16 protein-coding genes are annotated in these 18,442 nt (G+C 34.8%); 8 read left to right on the plus strand and 8 right to left on the minus strand.

The annotated features are described in order from the left end of the window. The first annotated feature begins 6 nt into the window (after window positions 1–6). Window positions 7–459, plus strand: coding sequence for an Lrp/AsnC family transcriptional regulator (locus CJF42_RS15220; protein WP_095367510.1), 453 nt, complete (start codon window positions 7–9; stop codon window positions 457–459). An 18-nt stretch (window positions 460–477) separates the two neighbouring features. Here CJF42_RS15220 and CJF42_RS15225 read toward each other — a convergent pair whose 3' ends face one another. The 6 genes from CJF42_RS15225 to CJF42_RS27550 form a co-directional block, all read right to left on the minus strand. Then, window positions 478–1,770, minus strand: coding sequence for a sensor histidine kinase (locus tag CJF42_RS15225; RefSeq protein WP_095367511.1), 1,293 nt, complete (start codon window positions 1,768–1,770; stop codon window positions 478–480). Between the two features lie 16 nt (window positions 1,771–1,786). After that, entirely contained in the window at window positions 1,787–2,455 is a 669-nt protein-coding gene (locus CJF42_RS15230) for a response regulator transcription factor (RefSeq protein WP_095367512.1), read from the minus strand. 74 nt (window positions 2,456–2,529) lie between these two features. Further along, window positions 2,530–5,586: an efflux RND transporter permease subunit gene (locus CJF42_RS15235; RefSeq protein ID WP_095367513.1), complete on the minus strand. Its 3,057-nt coding sequence runs from the start codon at window positions 5,584–5,586 to the stop codon at window positions 2,530–2,532. A gap of 23 nt (window positions 5,587–5,609) precedes the next feature. Continuing rightward, window positions 5,610–6,713, minus strand: a complete 1,104-nt coding sequence (locus CJF42_RS15240) for an efflux RND transporter periplasmic adaptor subunit (protein WP_252097626.1) — start codon at window positions 6,711–6,713, stop codon at window positions 5,610–5,612. A gap of 170 nt (window positions 6,714–6,883) precedes the next feature. Next, window positions 6,884–7,768 (minus strand): transcriptional regulator GcvA, encoded by an 885-nt coding sequence (gene gcvA, locus CJF42_RS15245; protein WP_095367515.1) that lies wholly within the window; start codon window positions 7,766–7,768, stop codon window positions 6,884–6,886. A 403-nt stretch (window positions 7,769–8,171) separates the two neighbouring features. After that, the gene (locus CJF42_RS27550) at window positions 8,172–8,363 is read right to left on the minus strand and encodes a hypothetical protein (protein ID WP_170940625.1); all 192 of its coding nucleotides are present in this window, start codon (window positions 8,361–8,363) and stop codon (window positions 8,172–8,174) included. A 158-nt stretch (window positions 8,364–8,521) separates the two neighbouring features. Between CJF42_RS27550 and CJF42_RS15260 the strand changes: the two genes are divergently transcribed. From CJF42_RS15260 to CJF42_RS15270, 3 genes are all read left to right on the plus strand, one after another. Then, window positions 8,522–8,767 (plus strand): hypothetical protein, encoded by a 246-nt coding sequence (locus CJF42_RS15260; protein WP_095367517.1) that lies wholly within the window; start codon window positions 8,522–8,524, stop codon window positions 8,765–8,767. A 267-nt stretch (window positions 8,768–9,034) separates the two neighbouring features. Continuing rightward, window positions 9,035–12,145, plus strand: a complete 3,111-nt coding sequence (locus CJF42_RS15265; protein ID WP_095367518.1) for an efflux RND transporter permease subunit — start codon at window positions 9,035–9,037, stop codon at window positions 12,143–12,145. Between the two features lie 15 nt (window positions 12,146–12,160). Continuing rightward, on the plus strand, window positions 12,161–13,225 hold the full coding sequence (locus tag CJF42_RS15270; RefSeq protein WP_095367519.1) for an efflux RND transporter periplasmic adaptor subunit: 1,065 nt from the start codon (window positions 12,161–12,163) through the stop codon (window positions 13,223–13,225). A 174-nt stretch (window positions 13,226–13,399) separates the two neighbouring features. On the opposite strand, the gene CJF42_RS15275 is transcribed toward CJF42_RS15270, so the two are convergent. Next, complete coding sequence (locus tag CJF42_RS15275; protein WP_095367520.1) at window positions 13,400–13,759, minus strand: DUF2750 domain-containing protein; 360 nt, start codon at window positions 13,757–13,759, stop codon at window positions 13,400–13,402. A 147-nt stretch (window positions 13,760–13,906) separates the two neighbouring features. On the opposite strand from CJF42_RS15275, the gene CJF42_RS15280 reads away from it, so the two are divergent. Next, a complete protein-coding gene (locus CJF42_RS15280; RefSeq protein WP_095367521.1) occupies window positions 13,907–14,863 on the plus strand; it encodes a DMT family transporter in 957 nt (318 codons plus the stop codon). 58 nt (window positions 14,864–14,921) lie between these two features. Further along, the gene (locus tag CJF42_RS15285) at window positions 14,922–15,359 is read left to right on the plus strand and encodes a nucleoside deaminase (protein ID WP_095367522.1); all 438 of its coding nucleotides are present in this window, start codon (window positions 14,922–14,924) and stop codon (window positions 15,357–15,359) included. A 104-nt stretch (window positions 15,360–15,463) separates the two neighbouring features. Here the strand turns inward: CJF42_RS15285 and CJF42_RS15290 are convergent, their stop codons facing one another. Further along, entirely contained in the window at window positions 15,464–15,691 is a 228-nt protein-coding gene (locus CJF42_RS15290) for a hypothetical protein (RefSeq protein ID WP_252097627.1), read from the minus strand. A gap of 139 nt (window positions 15,692–15,830) precedes the next feature. Here CJF42_RS15290 and CJF42_RS15295 point away from each other — a divergent pair, with 139 nt between their 5' ends. Both CJF42_RS15295 and CJF42_RS15300 read left to right on the plus strand, forming a co-directional pair. Then, the gene (locus CJF42_RS15295; protein ID WP_095367523.1) at window positions 15,831–17,168 is read left to right on the plus strand and encodes a tetratricopeptide repeat protein; all 1,338 of its coding nucleotides are present in this window, start codon (window positions 15,831–15,833) and stop codon (window positions 17,166–17,168) included. 10 nt (window positions 17,169–17,178) lie between these two features. Then, the gene (locus tag CJF42_RS15300; RefSeq protein ID WP_095367524.1) at window positions 17,179–18,438 is read left to right on the plus strand and encodes a FecR family protein; all 1,260 of its coding nucleotides are present in this window, start codon (window positions 17,179–17,181) and stop codon (window positions 18,436–18,438) included. Window positions 18,439–18,442 lie beyond the last annotated feature (4 nt).

Genomic DNA, 18,442 nt, shown 5'->3' on the forward strand with positions numbered 1-18,442 from the left:
CAACTAATGTTTGAATTAGATAAAATAAGCGCAATAATATTGCGTGAGCTGAAATTGGATGGTCGAATCAGTAATGCGGAATTGGCAAATAGAGTTGGACTTTCGGCTTCAGCATGTTTACGCCGAGTACAGGAGCTTGAGCGTTCAAAAGTTATTAAAGGTTATAGAGCTGTACTCAATCAAACTCAGTTAGGCATAGGTTGTGTTGCTTATGTCACTGTAGGTTTATCAAGTCATACAAAAGATGCACAGTTGGAATTTGAAGGAGCCATAACTTTGTCTCCAGAAGTTAAAGAATGCCATAATATAACAGGTCCTTTTGAATATTTATTACGTGTAGAAACAACAGATTTAATCAGTTATAAAAAATTTCACACTGATGTTTTAGGTACCTCTGCGCATGTCGCATCAATTACAACACATGTTGTAATGGGATCTCCTAAAGATGATCGCGCATAAGTATAAATAAAAAATATTTTAAGGTAGTTTTTTAAAGTTGATAGCAACTTTTCGACCACCTGAGATTTGCTTGTTTTCATACTGCCAACGCATTTTACTGATTATTTTATCAACAAGTTGTAGGCCTAATCCATAACCATAATCTGAGTTTTCCTTATCAAATTCTGCTTTGCCTGTATTGATATTTTCAATTATGAGTATTTGATTTTTAAAACTTAAATGTATTGTGCCTTCGATAGTATATTGAAATGCATTTCGTATTATATTGTTTAAAATTAGTCGAAAAGGAGTCGGAGCTAATTTTAATGATACGTCATCAATATCGTATTGAAGTGAAATCGTTTTACCTTGTAATAAATACTGATTATCTTCAATGAGTTGCTTTATCATATCAGTGATATTGATATCACTTATGATTAATTTTTCGTTTTTATCTTCTCGACTGAGCCATAATAAAGTTTCAGTCATATGTTGCATATTTAAAGCCGCTCGTTTAATACGAGCTATAGAGGTGCGGCTTTTAGGATCTGTTTCACGGCGCTCCATTAATTGTACATTGCTTTTAACTACAGCTATCGGGGTCCTTAATTCATGGCTTGCATGACGTAAAAAAGATTGCTCTTTATCTAGTACTTCACTGATCCTTAACATGGCTTTTTGCTGCTGATTGGCTATGTGTTTCAGCTCTTTAAATTCAAAATCAGGAATGGGGTCAGTGACATTATCTAAGGTTAAATGATCGACCCAAATACCCAGTTGATGCAAAGGTCGCATGGTGCGTTTTAATAAAAAATGAATAAATAAATGCATGATAATTAAGAATAATAAAGCAACGGGCCAAATTAATTTGATCATGTTTTTAATATTGTTTTTACTTAGATCTTGATAAGTTTCTATATCAATTTTTCTGGTTAAATAGAATGTTTTACCATCATTGAGTGGTTGCGCTAATACAAAAATAACTTGCTCGGGCCATGAAATCATATGTCCTTTTAAATTCAATCTTTTACTCAACATTTGGGTTCTTGTCACAGTTTCTAAGTCAGGAAAGTATTGTTTTACCCAGTCAGGCACGATTTTCCAGCTAATATAGCCTTTGAAATGAATTGAATTAGGAATGTCAGGTTGTTGCTTATTGTTATATGCTTTACTGAAACTTTTTGCTTCAAGGTGTAAATCTTGAAAGTTGCCTTCGTCTAAACCATTCACAAAGTAGATATTGATAAGTGCTGTATAGCTGAGTACTACCATGAACGCAATGATAGTATGTGCGGTTATTACATATTTACGAAGTGTTTTATTATTGTTCATTTATAGTTATTGTCACTCATGGCTTTAAAGCAAAACCTTGTCCTGAAATTGTTTTTAATAATTTAGTGTCATCTTCAGAATCTACCTGCTGACGTAATTTAAATATATGTACTTTTAAGCTATTACTATCAGGAATATCATCACCCCAAATAGTACGTGATAATTGTTCTCGACTGATCACTTGTGGAGATTTTCGTAATAATACTTCAAGTAGTTTCCATCCAGTGGGTGATAGTTTTAATTCACGTTGCTGACGCTTGGCTATTTTAGATTCAAAGTCGACAGTTAAGTCTGCGACAGAAAATTGTTGGGATTGACCGCTTTGACGTTTGGCTAATACATTTATACGCGCTATTAACTCTAACATTTCAAAAGGTTTAACCATGTAGTCATCGGTTCCTACTTCAAAACCTGCTAATTTATCTGGTAATGAGTCTCGGGCTGTTAGCATTAATATTGGCATATTAAAGCCAAGATCGCGGACAGATTTACATAAACTTAAGCCATTCATGCGAGGCATATTGATGTCTAAAATTGCCATATCATAGTAATTTTTTTCAATCAGCTGTAATCCAATGACACCATTGGATGCATGGTCACAGCAAATTTCTTCAAGTTCTAGATAGTCAATTATGGTAGCAGCTAAATCTAGGTCATCTTCGACAAGTAGTATATGTGATTTCATTGTATCCAGTTTTTTTATAGTCTTTAAGAAGATGAAACTGTAGCTGTTGTTTAAATGCTACAGCTTCATTAAATCTATTGTGCTGATTTTACTTTAAAAAAGGCAGCATATAATACAGGTACTACACCTAAGGTTAAAATAGTGCCTACACCTAAACCAAAAGCTAAAACGTTAGCCATACCGTAAAATAATGGGTCTTTATTTAGTATTAAAGGTAATAAGCCCATGATAGTCGTCACTGTCGTCATTGTTATGGGTCTTAGCCGTGTCATACACGAGTTAATTACAGCCTGATATTGTTCAACGCCATTGGCAATTTCAATATCAATTCTATCAATTAAAACAATGGCATTATTGATAATAATACCGGCAAGACTATATATACCTAATGTCACCATAAAACCAAAAGGTGCATTCATAATCAATAAACCACTCACAGTACCAATAATTAATAGCGGAATTGTCAATACTATAATTAATGCGCGTCGGTAAGAATTAAATTGGATCACTAATAAAATCAAAATGAAACCTATAACCATAGGCATGCTAGCACCAAGTGCTTTTTGTGCATCGATTGATTGCGTGATTACGCCATCGTATTCAATACTATGATTAACAGGTAAATCAGCTTTGAGTGCTTCAATGTTCTTATCTATTACTTTTTGTAAATCTTGTGCTGTCATCGCAGTATTGGTGGCTTCTACACTCACTGTATTAAACATGTCTTCACGTTGAATTTTAGAATACTGATTTACAGGCACAAAGTCAGCTACTTGAAATAATGGTATTGCAAGCCCTGAAGTATTAGAAAATACTGATGCAGTGCGTAACCTATCTAGGTTAAAACGTTCATTGTCATTTGCTCTAAGTATGATAGGAATGATGTCATCATCTTCTCTAAATTCGGTAATATTGGTACCATTGAAAAAACCTCTCAGTGCAGTAGCTATATCGTCAGATGTCACTCCAGCGCGGCGGGCACGATGTTGATCTATTTTGACCATTACTTTTACAATGCGATTTTCCCAATCGGTTCTAATATTTTTTGTATGCGGTACTTGATGTAAAACATCCATGATTTCCTGTGCTTTGGCATAAATAATGTCTTTATCTGGGCCTTTGACCTGAATTTTGATAGAACTAGAGTCTGATGGTCCTGCAAACATGCGCTTTACACGGCCAAATACGTTTGGGAAATTTTCAATTAAGCCATTATGTAATTTACTGGTCATGACATTTAAGTCAGTACCCGGCTCAACATTTAATACCACAAAACCTTTATTATCTGAAGGATCTTCAGGTGTTAATGTTAATACAAAGCGTGGCCCATTAAATCCGGAGTAGCCTGAATAGCTGGTAATTTCTGGGAAACGTTTTTTATCATCAAGCCAAGAAAACACTTGTTTCATTTGGCGGTCAGTTTCTTTTGCCGAAGTACCATTAGGTAAATCGATATACATCATAATTTGAGTGCGATCTGAATCTGGGAAAAATTGCTTAGATACAAATTTAAAACCAGATATTGAGATTATTAATAAAACCAACATAGCAACCATAAAGAGTGTTTTATGCTTTAAAACCCAATGTAAAAACGTTTCATATTTCTGATAAAATAGGCTGTTTTGTGATTCATTTTTTTTACTCGAATTGCTTATTTCTTTTTTGATGAAAAAATAACATAAAGTTGGGGTTACACATAAAGCTAATACCCAACTGGTTAAAAGTGTGATTAAAATGACCAGAGAAATAGCTCGGGTAAACTCTCCAGCAACGTGTTCAGCTAATATAAGAGGTAAGAAAAAAAATATTGTTGTCGCTGATGAGCTTAATAATGGTAACGCGAGTTCCTTACCGCCTTGACACATAGCATCAAAACGATCTTGGCCATTTTCTAACCGACGTTTAAAATCTTCAGCGACAACAATACCGTTATCTACCAATAAGCCTAAAGCAATGATCAAAGTCGCTAAGCTCATTTTTTCTAAAACCATACCGCTGTATTGCATTATAGCTAGAGTTGTTAACATAACAAAAGGAACGATAGAACCTACAATTAAGCCTGTTCTCATGCCTAAAAAGAAAATCACCACAACTAAAACTATTGCAAGAGTTTGTAATACGTTGATTGATACACCTCTTACAGTACGTTCAACTTGTTCGGCTTGATAGGTCGCGATATTAATATTATAGCCAATAGGTAAAGTACTTTGCACCGCTGCAATTTTGGCTTTAACCCTTGGCGCATATTCTAATAAATTAAAGTTAGGCAGCATGGCTATCGCAAGCATAATTGCAGGTTTACCATTAAAATAAGCAGGTTGGTGGGGTGGATCAATATAATCACGTTTAAGGGATACTATATCTTTTAGTGCGATTGTATCTCCAGTACCGGGGATCGAAATATGAGTATTGCCTATCTCTGTAATTGAATTGAAATTACCCGTTGGTTCTATCACAAAAGATTTTGCTCCAGTATCTATTCGACCACCTGGGCTGATGATATTTTGTTTTTGTAAAGCGCTAATAATTGCTTGAGGTGAAATGCCTAATTGAGATAACTTAGCGGAGCTTGCTTCTAAAAAAATACGCTCATCTTGTATGCCTAAAATATCTACTTTTTTAGTGCCAGTAACAGAATAAATATGATCACGTAAATGTTTTGCAATATCATGTGATTCACCCATGGTAAAGCCATCCGCAGTTATGGCTAAAGTGACAACGGAAACATCACCAAATGAGTCGTTTACAAAAGGTGTACGTGTCCCGTCAGGCAGGTTAGCCTCAGCTTGTTTTACTTTATTACGTAAATCTTGCCAGATATTATCTAAATTAAAATATCTATCATAAATTTCAACATGTATTACCGATTGACCCGTAGTCGATGTTGATGTCAGTTTTTCTACTTCTGGAATTTTTCGAATTTCTTTTTCTAACGTGCGAGTAATTAATTGCTCTACGCGCTCAGGCGCCATACCAGGATATGAGGTTGTCACTATGGCATTACGGATTGTGATAGAGGGATCTTCTTGCGCAGGTAAAGTAAAGTACGCAAAAAGGCCATTGATCAGTAACAATGCTAAAACCATCAAAACGGATTTTCGATAAGTAAAAGCGATTTGAGTTAAATTCATTTTCAAGCCTCAATTATCAAAAATTAGTTAAATTGTTTTACATGTTTATCAAGTAAACGTACGTTTTGGCCATCCCGTAAAAAACTGACGCCAGCCGTTGCAATAATTTCACCCACTTTTAATCCTGATGAAATCATCACTTGGTTATCTATGATGTTTTCTGTTTGAATGGGTCGTTTTGAAATTGTTTGTGTTTTTTCATCATAAACAAATACATAAGTTTTTTGACCTGAACCCGCACCGATAGCTGACAGTGGTAAGCGAAATGTTTGGCCACGATAACCTGTACGACCAACACCTTCAAATGTAAAGTCGACTTCCGCTGTCATACCTGCTCTTAGCCCAACTACTGATGAATCAATAAGCACTGTCACTGGAAAAGCATTGGCAGTTTGTGCTCGAGTACCAATTTCGGTTACTGTGCCATCACCAATTAAATTAGAAAATGCAGGGTAGTGTATTTGCATTTTATTACCGGTTGATAAATCGCGAATTAATGTTTCAGGTACCATTATTTGTACTTCTAAACCATCTTCACCTTCAATTTCAAATACAGTTTGACCTGGCGTAATTTGCATTGATGGTTCTATGCTACGCTTGGTAATACGTCCGTTATATGGGGCTTTTAATTGGCTATCATTTAAATCTTTAGTTGAGATATCTAATTGCGTTTTTGCTAAGTTTACAGCACTGGAGGCTGATTGAAATGCCGCTTGTGCATTATCAAAGCCAGACTTTGAGACGAGTCCTTGTTTAGATAACTCGGTATAACGTTGAAATTCATTTTTAGCTTCGACTAATGCAGATTTTGCTTTTTGTAAATTAGCGTGTGATGACTGCTGGCTGAAAATAAAGCTACGTTTATCTAGTGTGGCTAAGATATCACCTCGTGTGACTGCATCACCCAATTTTACTTTTACAGAATCTACCTTGCCGCCTACCTGAAAGCTTAAGTTAGTGGCCTCAACGGGTTGAATAATACCAGATAAACGTCTTATTTGATCTAAGTTGCTTAATTGTACTTGAGTCCAAGCAATCGGTCTGATCACTCGCTCTTGAGTGACTTCAGGTTTACTACAACCGGTAAGTCCGATTATAAGTATAAATAAGGTTAGGCAAGCACGCATAAAGCTTTCTCCGTTTATATGGTATTAACTGAATAAGTGTAGATTAAAATTGTCTTTATAATTCAGTTGGTATGCAGCTGTTTAATATTAAATTGGGCTTAGTATAAACAAAGTAAGGTTATGGGAGGGTTAAACTTGGAATTAATTACATAGTTAATTATATCAACATATTATTTGTAAGTAAGATTATCAATCCAAATTAAAAACTTTTTCACATTAATATTTTCTAGTTTATTTTTAGCGATAACTAGCCAATGATAATTGCCTAAATTTACGGCACCTGAAAAAGGTTGGATTAACCTTCCTTCATTGATATCTTGAGCGGCTAACTTTTCACTGACTAAGGCAATACCTTGGCCACTCATTGCTGCCCGGAGTAAAATATCTGCGCTTGAAAATCGAGGACCCTTACTTGGATTTATATTTAATACATTATTTTCTTTAAACCATAAATTCCAACATATATTTGGGTCTTGATCATGCAATAAGGTATGTTTAGCAAGATCTTTGGGAGAGTCTAGCTTAATTGACTGCTTCAAAAGTAGCGGACTGCATACAGTAATTAGTTTGTCCTGCATTAATGGTATGCAGTGATATTCAGGCCAAGGCCCTTTACCCATTCTAATTGCGATATCAATATTCGTATGATTAAAATTTATTTGTTGCTGATCAAGAGAAAGCCAAACTTCAACATCGCTATACTGTTTATAAAAATTGCTCAGTTGTTCTGTTAGCCATTTACTTGCAAATGAATGTGTTGTGGCAATGCCTAACATGTTCGATGTTTTAACATTTTGAATATTATTAGTACCTTCATGGATGAGATCTAATGCCGCTGAAATTGTTTGTATATAGTTATTGCCATTAGTATTGAGTTTAAGGTTTCTTTGACTGCGATCAAATAAAGTTATACCTAACCAATGTTCTAATTGTTTAACATGTCGACTTACTGCGCCATGAGTTACATGCAGCTCTTTACTTGCTTTTTGGGCGCTACCTAAACGAGCGACAGCTTCAAATGCGCGTAATGCATTTAATGGAGGGAGTTTTCTCATATGTTAAATAAAGTCACGGGTAAGTGATTTTATTATCCTTTTATATCACTTAAATAGCCATATTAGATTGATAAATAATTCATACATAAGACAGTTTAACAGAGCGTAGCGAAAATCTCGGGGGCTTGTCCCTGTGCTGTATAGTGTTGACTGGGCGAAGCCTAGTTAACACTATACAGCACAGGCTTTTCAAGGTTTTGGACTATCTTAAAACTAGGTCGCTTGAGGCCGAGATTTTTATAATGGTGTTTATAAAGCCGGATTTGTACAAAACCAAGCAGCGTATGATATAGCTATAAAACCGATATTCAGTCTATTAACAAAGCTTGAAGATATGTTAAACAAGCAGCGATTTTTGTTAGGGGAGATGATTTCTGAATCTGACTGCCGTTTATTTGTTACTTTAGTTCGGTTTGATATCGATTATTTTATTTATATACCCAAGCCACTTCAAGATGTGAGGTTCAGGACTGCTGAGCAATTCATGATCTAGGCGCATCTTTGCATTAATGGTTACTCCCTTAAAAAAAGATGGACCGGCAATATGCTCCTGCATTGCTCTAGTACCTACATCCATGCAGGCAACAACGAGCATGATTTGCTCAGAAGTCCCTGTAAGGTTGGTTTATAAATACTTTATGCAGCGTTATTGATTTTGAAAAGGGAATAACCATGTTCTTCAATCAATGCCTTGCCTAAAGCATTTCTAATTCCAACTGAATCCTGCATCTTGAAGTGGTTTGGGTATAGTAGATGCTCAAAAAGTCGATTAGTCGATTAGTTGATTATCTCATTTTATGGGTTTATACCCGTGATTTATATAGTTGGAATGGCATTAAAGATACGATATATTTTAATGCCATTCATTTAAGCAACTTCAAACAAGAGCAGATAGTTTCAGTAATGCCAAGTATTGATTGGTTCAAAGTACATGACCGAAATGAATTAGGCACAGTGAAAGCGTATTTAAATAATGGAAATATAATAGAGATAAATTGATAGGGTTAGTCGATATCATGACCAAAGATGAGCTATTATTATTGGTCGTGAAATTTAAATTACCCAAGAGAAATACATGTCATTTTCATGTGTTTTAGGGCTAAAAGTATGTCATTGTGTGTCTATGTTTTGCAAGAGATTTCAGCTAAGCTACTTATCCTATTTCGCAGTGATTCACCGAAAAATTTCTTTTTTAATTCTTTAAGCATGCTAGTTTTTAGTCAATATTTTTCATTTGTTAAATCGAAATTTTGGTTGGAGATTGAAATGAAATTGATTTCAGCAGCGTTAAAAAATCCAGCAGCAGTTGCGGTAATTGTGGCACTTATTTTGTTGGTTGGCGTATTAAGTTTATTTAAATTACCAATACAATTATTCCCTGATATAGAGCGGCCTCGCATTGCGATACAAACCCAATGGCGTGCGGCTTCCCCTAAAGAAGTTGAATCAGAAATCCTAGAGCCGCAAGAACAAGTATTAAAAGGCATTCCAGGTTTACGTTCAATGAATGCGTTTGCTAATCAGGGCGGGGGCTTTATCAATTTGGTATTTGGTGTTGAAACTGAGATGGAACAAACGCTTATTGAAGTGATCAGCCGTATGACTCGAGTACAAAGTCAACCAAGAGATGCTTTACCACCGCGTATTATGCTAGGAGGTTTTGGTGGTAATAACCCTGCGTTAACCTGGTTTTTCTTACAGGCGTTACCGGGAAATGATAAATCAATCAGTGATTATATTGATTTTACCGATGATGTTATTCGACCCAGGCTTGAGTCTATAAATGGGGTGGCAGGAGTTCAAACTTTTTCAGAGCAAAATCGAGAAGAATTACAAATAAGGTTCGACCCAATAAAAGTAGCCCAATATGGTATTCAAATACCGCAATTGATTTCATTGGTGTCGGCTAGCAATGATATCTCAGGTGGATTTATTGATGTTGGGCGTCGTCAGTATACGCTACGCTTTAATGGTAAATATGAAGTTGATGAATTATCAGATTTAATTTTAGAATCAAGAAATTTTAGTAATATACGTTTAGGTGACGTGGCAACAATCTCAGTCACTCGTCAAGATCGCCAACAATTGGCTATTCAAAATGGTAACCCTGCATTTTCATTTCGTATCGATAAAGCGAATGGCGCAAATGTACTTGAAACATTAAATAAAGTAAAACAAGAAGTCGTCTTAATAAATCAAGAAGTACTTGCTGATAAACAACTTGTGATGGTGCAATCATTTGATGCTTCGGTTTTTATTTATCGCGCGATTAATTTAGTAACAAGTAACTTATTTGCCGGAATCATTCTATCTTTAGCCGTTTTATGGTTGTTTATTCGCCGAATGAAAGCGACTTTAATCATTGCGACAGCCATTCCAATTAGTTTATTTTCTACTTTTATCGTATTACAGATCACGGGTCGTTCACTTAATGTTATTTCTCTTGCTGGCTTAGCGTTTGCAGTGGGAATGGTTCTCGATGCAGCAATTGTGGTACTTGAAAATATTTTAAGAATGCGTGAACAAGGTCATGATAATCACAAAAGTGCAGAGTTGGGATCTAAACAAGTTTGGGGCGCACTTTTAGCTTCTACTGCAACAACGGTTGCCATATTTTTACCTGTATTCTTTTTAAAAGATATAGAAGGTCAATTATTTGGAGATTTGGCGCTAACGATTGCGATAGCAGTCTCTGTATCTTTATTGGTTGCAGCTGTTTTATTACCTGTATTAACTAAGTATTTTTTACATGAACGCAATATAGTAGACCCTAATCAAGCCTTATGGCATAAAATAACAACTTTGGTTATGTCTATTACGAATACATCAATTAAACGCTTAGTCCTTGCTACTGTTATGCTCGTGCTACCCGTTGCGATCACCTATATTGCTATGCCTAAATTAGACTACTTACCTCCAGTAAAACGTGATGCAGTTGATGCTAATTTAAGTTTTCCCCCAGGGGCGAATGTTAAAACTTTAGAAAAAGAAGTTATTAATCCTATTGTAGAGCGTTTAAAGCCATATATGGATGGTACAAAAGAACCCGCACTTAAGAATTATTATATATTTAGTGGTTCAGGTGGTGGCAATATAGGTATTAGAGCCAAAGATCAATCTAAGGTAGATGAATTACTTGATGTAGTTAAAAATGAAATATTAATCGATCTACCAGATACCACTGCATTTGTGCGTCAAGGTAATTTATTTGGTGGTTTTGGTGGTGGTCGAAGTGTGCAAATGCACCTTCAATCTAAAGATAGCAAGGCATTACAGCAAGTTGCTAAACAGACATTACAATGGGTAAAAGATGCCATACCAGATGTTAGTGTTTGGGCTAATCCGGGGCTTGAAATGGCTGAACCTGAAATTAGATTAACACCCAATGATAGGAATATTTTAGAGCAAGGTTGGGATCGCACAGATGTAGGTCGTGTCGTGCGTACTTTAGGTGATGGTTTATACGTTGGAGAATATTTTAATGGTACCAAACGCCTAAATATGATTTTACGTGCTGATGGTTGGAGCGACCCTGATTCATTGGCTGATGTGCCTATCGTAACTGGAAATGGCACAATTAATCAGCTATCTGATCTAGTTACTATTGATAGAACGGCTGGACCTTCTCGTTTAACAAGGATTGATGGTAACCGTACCATTAGCATTAATATTAATCCGCCACAAGGTTGGTCTTTAGAAGAAACAATCGCTGTACTTAAAGAGCAAGTAGCACCAAAAGTTGCGCAAGTAATGCCTACGGATGGCAATATTATTTATGGTGGTAGTGCAGATCAGCTTGAAAAAGCCATCGTTATAATGAGCGAAAATTTTGCATTTGCATTAGTGATTTTATTTCTATTAATGGCAGCTTTATTTCGTTCAGTGAAAGACAGTGCTTTAGTGGTGATCACAATTCCTTTAGCAACTGTTGGTGGTATTTTAGCATTGCAATTATTAAATCTATTTGTATTTCAACCATTAGACTTGTTGACCATGATAGGATTTGTGATTTTGTTAGGTTTAGTTGTTAATAATGCGATTTTATTAGTACATCAAACACGTTTAGCTCAGCAAAATGGATTAAGTCGTGAATTAGCAATTCAACAATCACTCAAATTACGTTTAAGACCCATATTTATGAGTACAGCTACCAGCTTTTTTGGCATGTTACCTTTATTACTTGTACCAGGTGCTGGCAATGTTATTTATCGAGGTTTAGCGGGGGTTATTGTTGGGGGGTTAGCTGTAAGCACTATTTTTACAATTGTACTTTTACCATGTTTATTAAGACTCAGCGCAAAAGACTTTGGTTTTAATAGAAAATTAAAAAATGATTCGAATTTAGTACCTGCATCAAATGTTGTTGCTAACAAATAATTTAAGGAATTTTTAATGAATAAATTAACTTTAAGCTTAGGTTTTATAATTGCAGGGATGTTAACAAGCACTATGGTAGTCTCTGCTGATGAAAAAGATGCCAAACTGGTTACGGTTCAAACAGTGAAGAATGAGCAAGTTAATCCAACAACTTGGCTACCTGGTAATGTGATTAGTAGAACTAACGCACCTATTTCTGCTGAACAAATAGGGCTGCTATTATGGGTTGAAGATATAGGGGCTAAAGTTGAAAAAGGGCAAGTAATTGCATCAATCGATAACCGACATTTAAAATTACAATTAACTAAAAGGCAAGCGCAGCTTAGGCAGCACCAAGTAGAAGCCGATTACTTGTTAAAGCAAAAACAACGCATGTCTAAACTCAATAAAATGAATAATACAGCATTAAGTGAACTTGAACGTATCACGAAAGATTTAGTAATAGCACAAAATGAAGTGTTAGTATTAAGTTCTCAAATAGCGCAAACACAATTAGCTATAGAAAAAAACCATATTAAAGCGCCTTTTAGCGGTAGTATAAGCAAACGCTTTGTTAATATTGGTGAGTTAATTTCTGTGGGACGCCCTTTGGTGCAATTAGTAGATACACACCATTTAGATATTAAGATTGCGGCACCAATAAGTATCGCTCCTTACTTACAAGTAGATAGCAAGGTATTGGTTAAATGGCAGCAACACTTAATTGAATTATCTGTAAGGACTTGGAGTCAAGCAGGCAACCCGTTATCTCGTACTTTTGATGTACATTTATCTGCAGATGGCTTAAACCTTGTTTCTGGTGCTGCTGTGATGGTGTCTTTACCAAAAAGCGCGACGAAAATGGCAACTTTAGTACCAAGAGATGCCTTAATCGTAAGAGAAAAAGAGACATTTATTTTAACGGTAGATGAAAATGATGAAGCCCAAAAAATTAATGTATTAGTTGGCTTAGGAATTGGTGAATGGGTATCTGTTTCTGGAAATATTAATGCAGGTGAAGATGTTATTATTCGTGGTGCTGAGCGATTACAATCGGGAGATAAAATTAGACGTCAGAAGGATTTAGTCGCAAACAGATAAGGTGAATTAAAATATAAAATGAATAAGCGTGGCTCAGCATGATTGCATTTGTTTAATGAAAGGATAAAGTAAATAGATCTAGATAAATTAAAACTACACCTAATATCTTGCTGTGATATTGAATCGAAGAGTCAAAAAGACGCACAAGCGCCTTTTTGATGATGAAACCTTATTTTATAAGGCTTCGATAGTTGCAACTGCTTGGCTAAATGCAGACAAATCAAGCTCTAGGCATTCACCTTCTTCTTGCCAATTAACACCTACGATAACACCATCGTCATTTAAATCTTCAACCCAAAACTCAAGCCATTCAGCCACTGATATTTCAGCAGGAATATAGTTTTTCCACTCGTCTACGCAGTGCCGTTGAGCAAATTCAGTACTTGACCAAATAGGCATTACATCTGCATTTTCAAAGTTAATAGAATCCAAAACAACCCAGTCTTCACTTTCTTTGTCTTGTAGCGCCCAAAGTATTTGTGTTGGTTTAATATCGGCTAAAAAGGTGCTTAGTATTTGGTTGCTATCTTTCATGGTTGGCTCGTTTAAATATTATTAATGACAGGATTATACTGGGAAGTGTTTTAATGAACAAATTAATAAAAGATTACATAGTTAGAGCTTTAAAAATAACAGGTTTTCTTTGATAATGAGAAAAATTAGTTAAATAGGAATAATTGCATGATACGTACTCCCATAATGGCATTTTGGGCGCTGGTTTTGGTTAACTTGATATGGGGTATTGGCTTTGTAGTTGTTGATGACGCCATTGAAATAATGCCTGTAAATACTTTTAATACCTTTAGGTTTGGCGTTGCAACTTTAGCTTTATTACCTTTACTTTTTATGATGAAAAAACAGAATAAAAGTGAGTTTAACTATACCAATTCCCAATTATTCAGATCTGGTTTTGGTTTAGGTTTGTTGTTGTTCTTAGGTTTTTCATTACAAACGCAAGGATTATTGTATACCAGTGTCTCTAATACCGGTTTTATTACAGGGATGTGTGTGCCTTTAGTGCCTATTATTGGCTTTTTACTGTTTAAAATTAAAGTAGGAAAAGAAATTTGGTTAAGTGTTGTAACAGCATCTATTGGTTTATATTTTTTAACCATGGGAGACAAGTTGGAGTTTAATAAGGGAGATGTTTTAGTTGCAGTTAGTGCGGTGTGTTATGCCAGTCATATTTCTATGATGGCCAAATATGGAGGTCGTTTTGCTGTTATTCCACTTAGTATTTTACAATTAGGTGCAGTGACTTGTTACAGTGCAATAGCTGCATTATTTGAAATGAATACTGCTGCCAGCGAAAGTTATATGAGCTTAATAGATCAACTCAACAATAAAAATGTAATCGCTGCTATTTTGTATTCAGCATTGTTAGCGAGTGCTTTTGCATATTGGGCTCAAACATCAAGCCAAAGACTAATTAAGCCACATAAAGTGGCATTGATTTTTGCTTTAGAGCCTATATTTGCACATATTGCAGCTTATTTTATATTAGATGAACATTTAGGTTACAAAGGTTGGATCGGTGCGAGTTTAATCATTGTTGGTATGTTGTATTCGGAATTAGGCGGTCGTCGTAAAACAAAGATTCAAGCTTTAGATCAAATGGCTGCCCCCATTGATAAGTAATTAGACTATAGTTTATTAACTTATAATTTAGAACATTATTTACAAGCCAAGGAATAACATGGATAAGTTTTTAGCTATTGCGATTAAAGAAGCTAAGTCAGGACTTGATGAAGGAGGGATCCCAATAGGTTCAGTTTTAGTCATTAATGATGAAGTTGTGGCACAAGGGCATAACAAAAGAGTTCAAAAAGGAAGTTCAGTCTTACATGCAGAAATGGACTGCTTAGAAAATGGAGGTCGAATTAAAGCAAATGAATATAAACAAGCAACTTTATATTCAACTTTATCACCCTGCGACATGTGTACTGGCGCTGTTTTATTGTATGGCATACCTAAAGTCGTAATCGGTGAAAATCATACATTTAAAGGACCAGAAGAATACTTGAAATCACGAGGGGTTGAGGTTGTTAATTTAGATAGTCAGTTGTGTAAAGACCTTATGTCGCAATTTATTGATGATAAGCCCGAATTATGGAATGAAGATATTGGTGAATAATTCCAACCTGAGCCACAAGATATGTCTAAACAGGCTCTGACTTTAAAGCATTTTTTATATCCGCTAAATATAACTTCAATACAAGGGAAGGGTTATTAATGACTTTACCCTTTAATTGTTAAATTAAAATCCTGTGCTAATTTTAATAAATAAATATTTTTATATTTTTGAAGATATCTAGGGGCTGTTGATCTTTCGAGATTACTTTTGCAGCGAATTGTTGGGCATTTATACAAGGCAAAGGCTTTGTCATGTGGTTGTTCCACATAAAAAGGCGATAACGCCGTAAAAATGCCCAACAAACGCTGTCCGAAGGATTCGGCTAAAAGCATTTTATTCTTTATTGAGTCGTATTAACTTAGAATGACTAGGCTACACACTACTCGCCGCGACTAAAATGCTTTTATCTCGAACAAAATTTAACCCTGAAAGATCAACACCCCCTAGTAAAACTAACCTTCAGGAAATTATATGTACTTAAATTTTAAGATGTCGAAATATTATTTATTATTTTTTTTATTGCTTATATTTATATGTTTTCAAGTTGAGGCTTTAAGTAAAAAACAAGTATTGTCAGAATTAAGCCAGTTAATAAAAAAGAAACAATATAGACAAGCTTTAGTATTTTCAGATGAATATATTTTTGATTATGCAGGTGAACCTACATTTGACTTCTTGATCGGAATTGCAGCAGTAAAATCTGGCAATTATCAACAAGCTGTTTTTGCTCTAGAACGAACTGTAATAGTCAAACCAAAGTGGAAATTAGCGCGCTTTAATTTAGCTAAATCTTACTTTTATATTGATAATTTATTGGCTGCAAAAAATGAGTTAAATAAATTATACCCTTTAGTATCAGATGATAAATTCAAACAAACTATTTCAGTATTCTTAGATAGGATTGAACAATCATTATTAAATAAACAAAAGCAAATAAAACAGCTTGTTGGTTTCTCGATTGGTCATGATAGTAATATTAACAGTGGAGCTATTTTAGACGAATTTAAATCTCCTCTTTTAAATCAACCGATTAAATTATCCCAGGAGAATCAAAAAACTTCAGATGAAGCTTTATATTTGAATTATCAATTACGGTATCAAACTCCAATTAATCAAAATAAATTGATAATAAGTGAAATTGCGCTATTTCATACTGATTATAAGGAAAGTGAAAATAACAAATTTCAAAGTAGTATTGCTCAAATCTCTGCTACATATCAAGATGATTGGTTTTGGAGTACATTTCAAATAGGGGCTTATTTAAGGCCATTATTGCTTGATTCTGCTATGTATCGAAATCAATATGGATTAGAGATAAACCTCATAATACCTTTTGATAAAAAAATAAATTTTTCTTTGCTAGCAGGTATCGGTGATTCAGTGTATTCAGAGCTGAATGATCTCGATTCTAAAGATCAGTTTATTGGTATGAGTGCGCAATATAGTGAAGGGCCATTTTGGCATCAAATACAAGGGAGTGTGAGTAAAATCGACGCAACTTCTCATGAGAGCGACTATAATTCTTATAAGTTGTACTTACTACAATATCAAACGAGTTATATTGTTTCTCAATATCATCAAATTAATTTTTTATTTCAATATCAAGATTATAATTATAAAGGTGTTCATCCATTCTGGCTAGAAATAAGAGATGAGGCTTTATATAGAGGTAGCTTAAGTTGGCGTTATTATTTTGAAGATAATTGGACTTGGCAATTAAGTCTAAAACATGCACAAAAGCAAAGTAACTTACCCATATATGAGTATGACAGGAACGAAATTTCACTTGGACTCATGAAGCAATTTTAAAGGTTTTAAGATGAATAATCGCATTAAAAATAAACTTTTTTTTATATTTACCTTTTGTATTGTTTTAACGGCTCCGATTGACGTTTTGGCAAGTAAACCCGCGGGTAAAACGATAATTGCAAAAGGAAAAGTTAATGCAATACAAGTAGGTACAACAATTCAACGAAAGTTGAAAAGACGTGCTCCTATATTTGATGTGGATTTGGTAAAAACAGATGTGAATAGTCAAACTCAGTTCAAAATGCTTGATGGTGGCATGGTTGCTTTAAAAGAGAATAGTGAATTATTGATCTCAGAATATGAGTTTAATGTAGCTGATAAAACGGGCTCTGTAACTATGGAACTGATTAAAGGGGGATTAAGATCTGTAACAGGTGCGATTAAATCAGAGAAAGGAAATTATAAATTAAAAACGCCTATTGGGAGTATTGGCATACGTGGAACGCATTATGAAATAGAAATTATCAATGGTGAGCTTTTAATTGCTGTATGGAAAGGTGTTGTTGATATTAATATTGATGTAGGAGTAAATGAACAAAATATATCCTTAGGGGAAGGAAAAGATTTTTCTTATGCAAAAATAGACGAAGTAGGTGAGGTAACAGAATTACTTTTACCTCCTGATAATTTTAATGAAGGCCATAGTTCAGATCCCCAGTCAGATAGTGAAGATGATTTAGCAGTTCAAGAGAATGATATTGAAACACAAGATGATAATTCACAATCAGAACTTGTTATTGAAGTTTCTGAGAATGTTGCAGTAATTGAAAATCCAGATGTTGAAGAGAGTGATTGGATCCCTGAGCCAGCTATGGAAGAGTTAGAATTAATAGTTGAACCTTTTCAAGATGAAGTTGATGTGTTGGTCCCTCCGAATAATTTAGCTGAACTGATTTTAGAAAAAACAGGTTCAGTTACTTACGATAATATTAGTGAAGTGGCTGTAAATAGTAGCTTAGGCCAAATATCAAATTTCCAAGCAAGTATGACAATTAATTTTGATAACGGTACTATTCCAACTGGACATCTGGTTTTTGATGATGCTCTTGGAGAGTGGTTTGCTGCATTTAATGGCATTATAAATGTAGACTCATTTGAAATGAACATTAATTTTGCTTCTCATGGAAATAATAAAGCTGATGGGGATATTGAGGCTTTTTTTCTTAATGATTTGAACCATACTTTAACAAACTTTAGTTTGTATGAAATAGATAATAAAGATGTAACCGCAAATGGGAGTTTTAGAGTAGATAATGTGAATATAAAATAATGGG

This window comes from Pseudoalteromonas sp. NBT06-2 (assembly GCF_002276045.1).
Lineage (GTDB): Bacteria > Pseudomonadota > Gammaproteobacteria > Enterobacterales > Alteromonadaceae > Pseudoalteromonas.

What these genes read in the sequence shown, in the direction of transcription:
- CJF42_RS15240 (WP_252097626.1), bottom strand. Translation starts at nt 6,713, where the DNA reads ATGCGTGCTTGCCTAACCTTATTTATACTTATAATCGGACTTACCGGT.
- gcvA (WP_095367515.1), bottom strand. Translation starts at nt 7,768, where the DNA reads ATGAGAAAACTCCCTCCATTAAATGCATTACGCGCATTTGAAGCTGTC.
- CJF42_RS15225 (WP_095367511.1), bottom strand. Translation starts at nt 1,770, where the DNA reads ATGAACAATAATAAAACACTTCGTAAATATGTAATAACCGCACATACT.
- CJF42_RS15300 (WP_095367524.1), top strand. Translation starts at nt 17,179, where the DNA reads ATGAATAATCGCATTAAAAATAAACTTTTTTTTATATTTACCTTTTGT.
- CJF42_RS15275 (WP_095367520.1), bottom strand. Translation starts at nt 13,759, where the DNA reads ATGAAAGATAGCAACCAAATACTAAGCACCTTTTTAGCCGATATTAAA.
- CJF42_RS15270 (WP_095367519.1), top strand. Translation starts at nt 12,161, where the DNA reads ATGAATAAATTAACTTTAAGCTTAGGTTTTATAATTGCAGGGATGTTA.
- CJF42_RS15220 (WP_095367510.1), top strand. Translation starts at nt 7, where the DNA reads ATGTTTGAATTAGATAAAATAAGCGCAATAATATTGCGTGAGCTGAAA.
- CJF42_RS15265 (WP_095367518.1), top strand. Translation starts at nt 9,035, where the DNA reads ATGAAATTGATTTCAGCAGCGTTAAAAAATCCAGCAGCAGTTGCGGTA.
- CJF42_RS15285 (WP_095367522.1), top strand. Translation starts at nt 14,922, where the DNA reads ATGGATAAGTTTTTAGCTATTGCGATTAAAGAAGCTAAGTCAGGACTT.
- CJF42_RS15230 (WP_095367512.1), bottom strand. Translation starts at nt 2,455, where the DNA reads ATGAAATCACATATACTACTTGTCGAAGATGACCTAGATTTAGCTGCT.
- CJF42_RS15260 (WP_095367517.1), top strand. Translation starts at nt 8,522, where the DNA reads ATGCTCAAAAAGTCGATTAGTCGATTAGTTGATTATCTCATTTTATGG.
- CJF42_RS27550 (WP_170940625.1), bottom strand. Translation starts at nt 8,363, where the DNA reads ATGCTCGTTGTTGCCTGCATGGATGTAGGTACTAGAGCAATGCAGGAG.
- CJF42_RS15290 (WP_252097627.1), bottom strand. Translation starts at nt 15,691, where the DNA reads ATGCTTTTAGCCGAATCCTTCGGACAGCGTTTGTTGGGCATTTTTACG.
- CJF42_RS15235 (WP_095367513.1), bottom strand. Translation starts at nt 5,586, where the DNA reads ATGAATTTAACTCAAATCGCTTTTACTTATCGAAAATCCGTTTTGATG.
- CJF42_RS15280 (WP_095367521.1), top strand. Translation starts at nt 13,907, where the DNA reads ATGATACGTACTCCCATAATGGCATTTTGGGCGCTGGTTTTGGTTAAC.
- CJF42_RS15295 (WP_095367523.1), top strand. Translation starts at nt 15,831, where the DNA reads ATGTACTTAAATTTTAAGATGTCGAAATATTATTTATTATTTTTTTTA.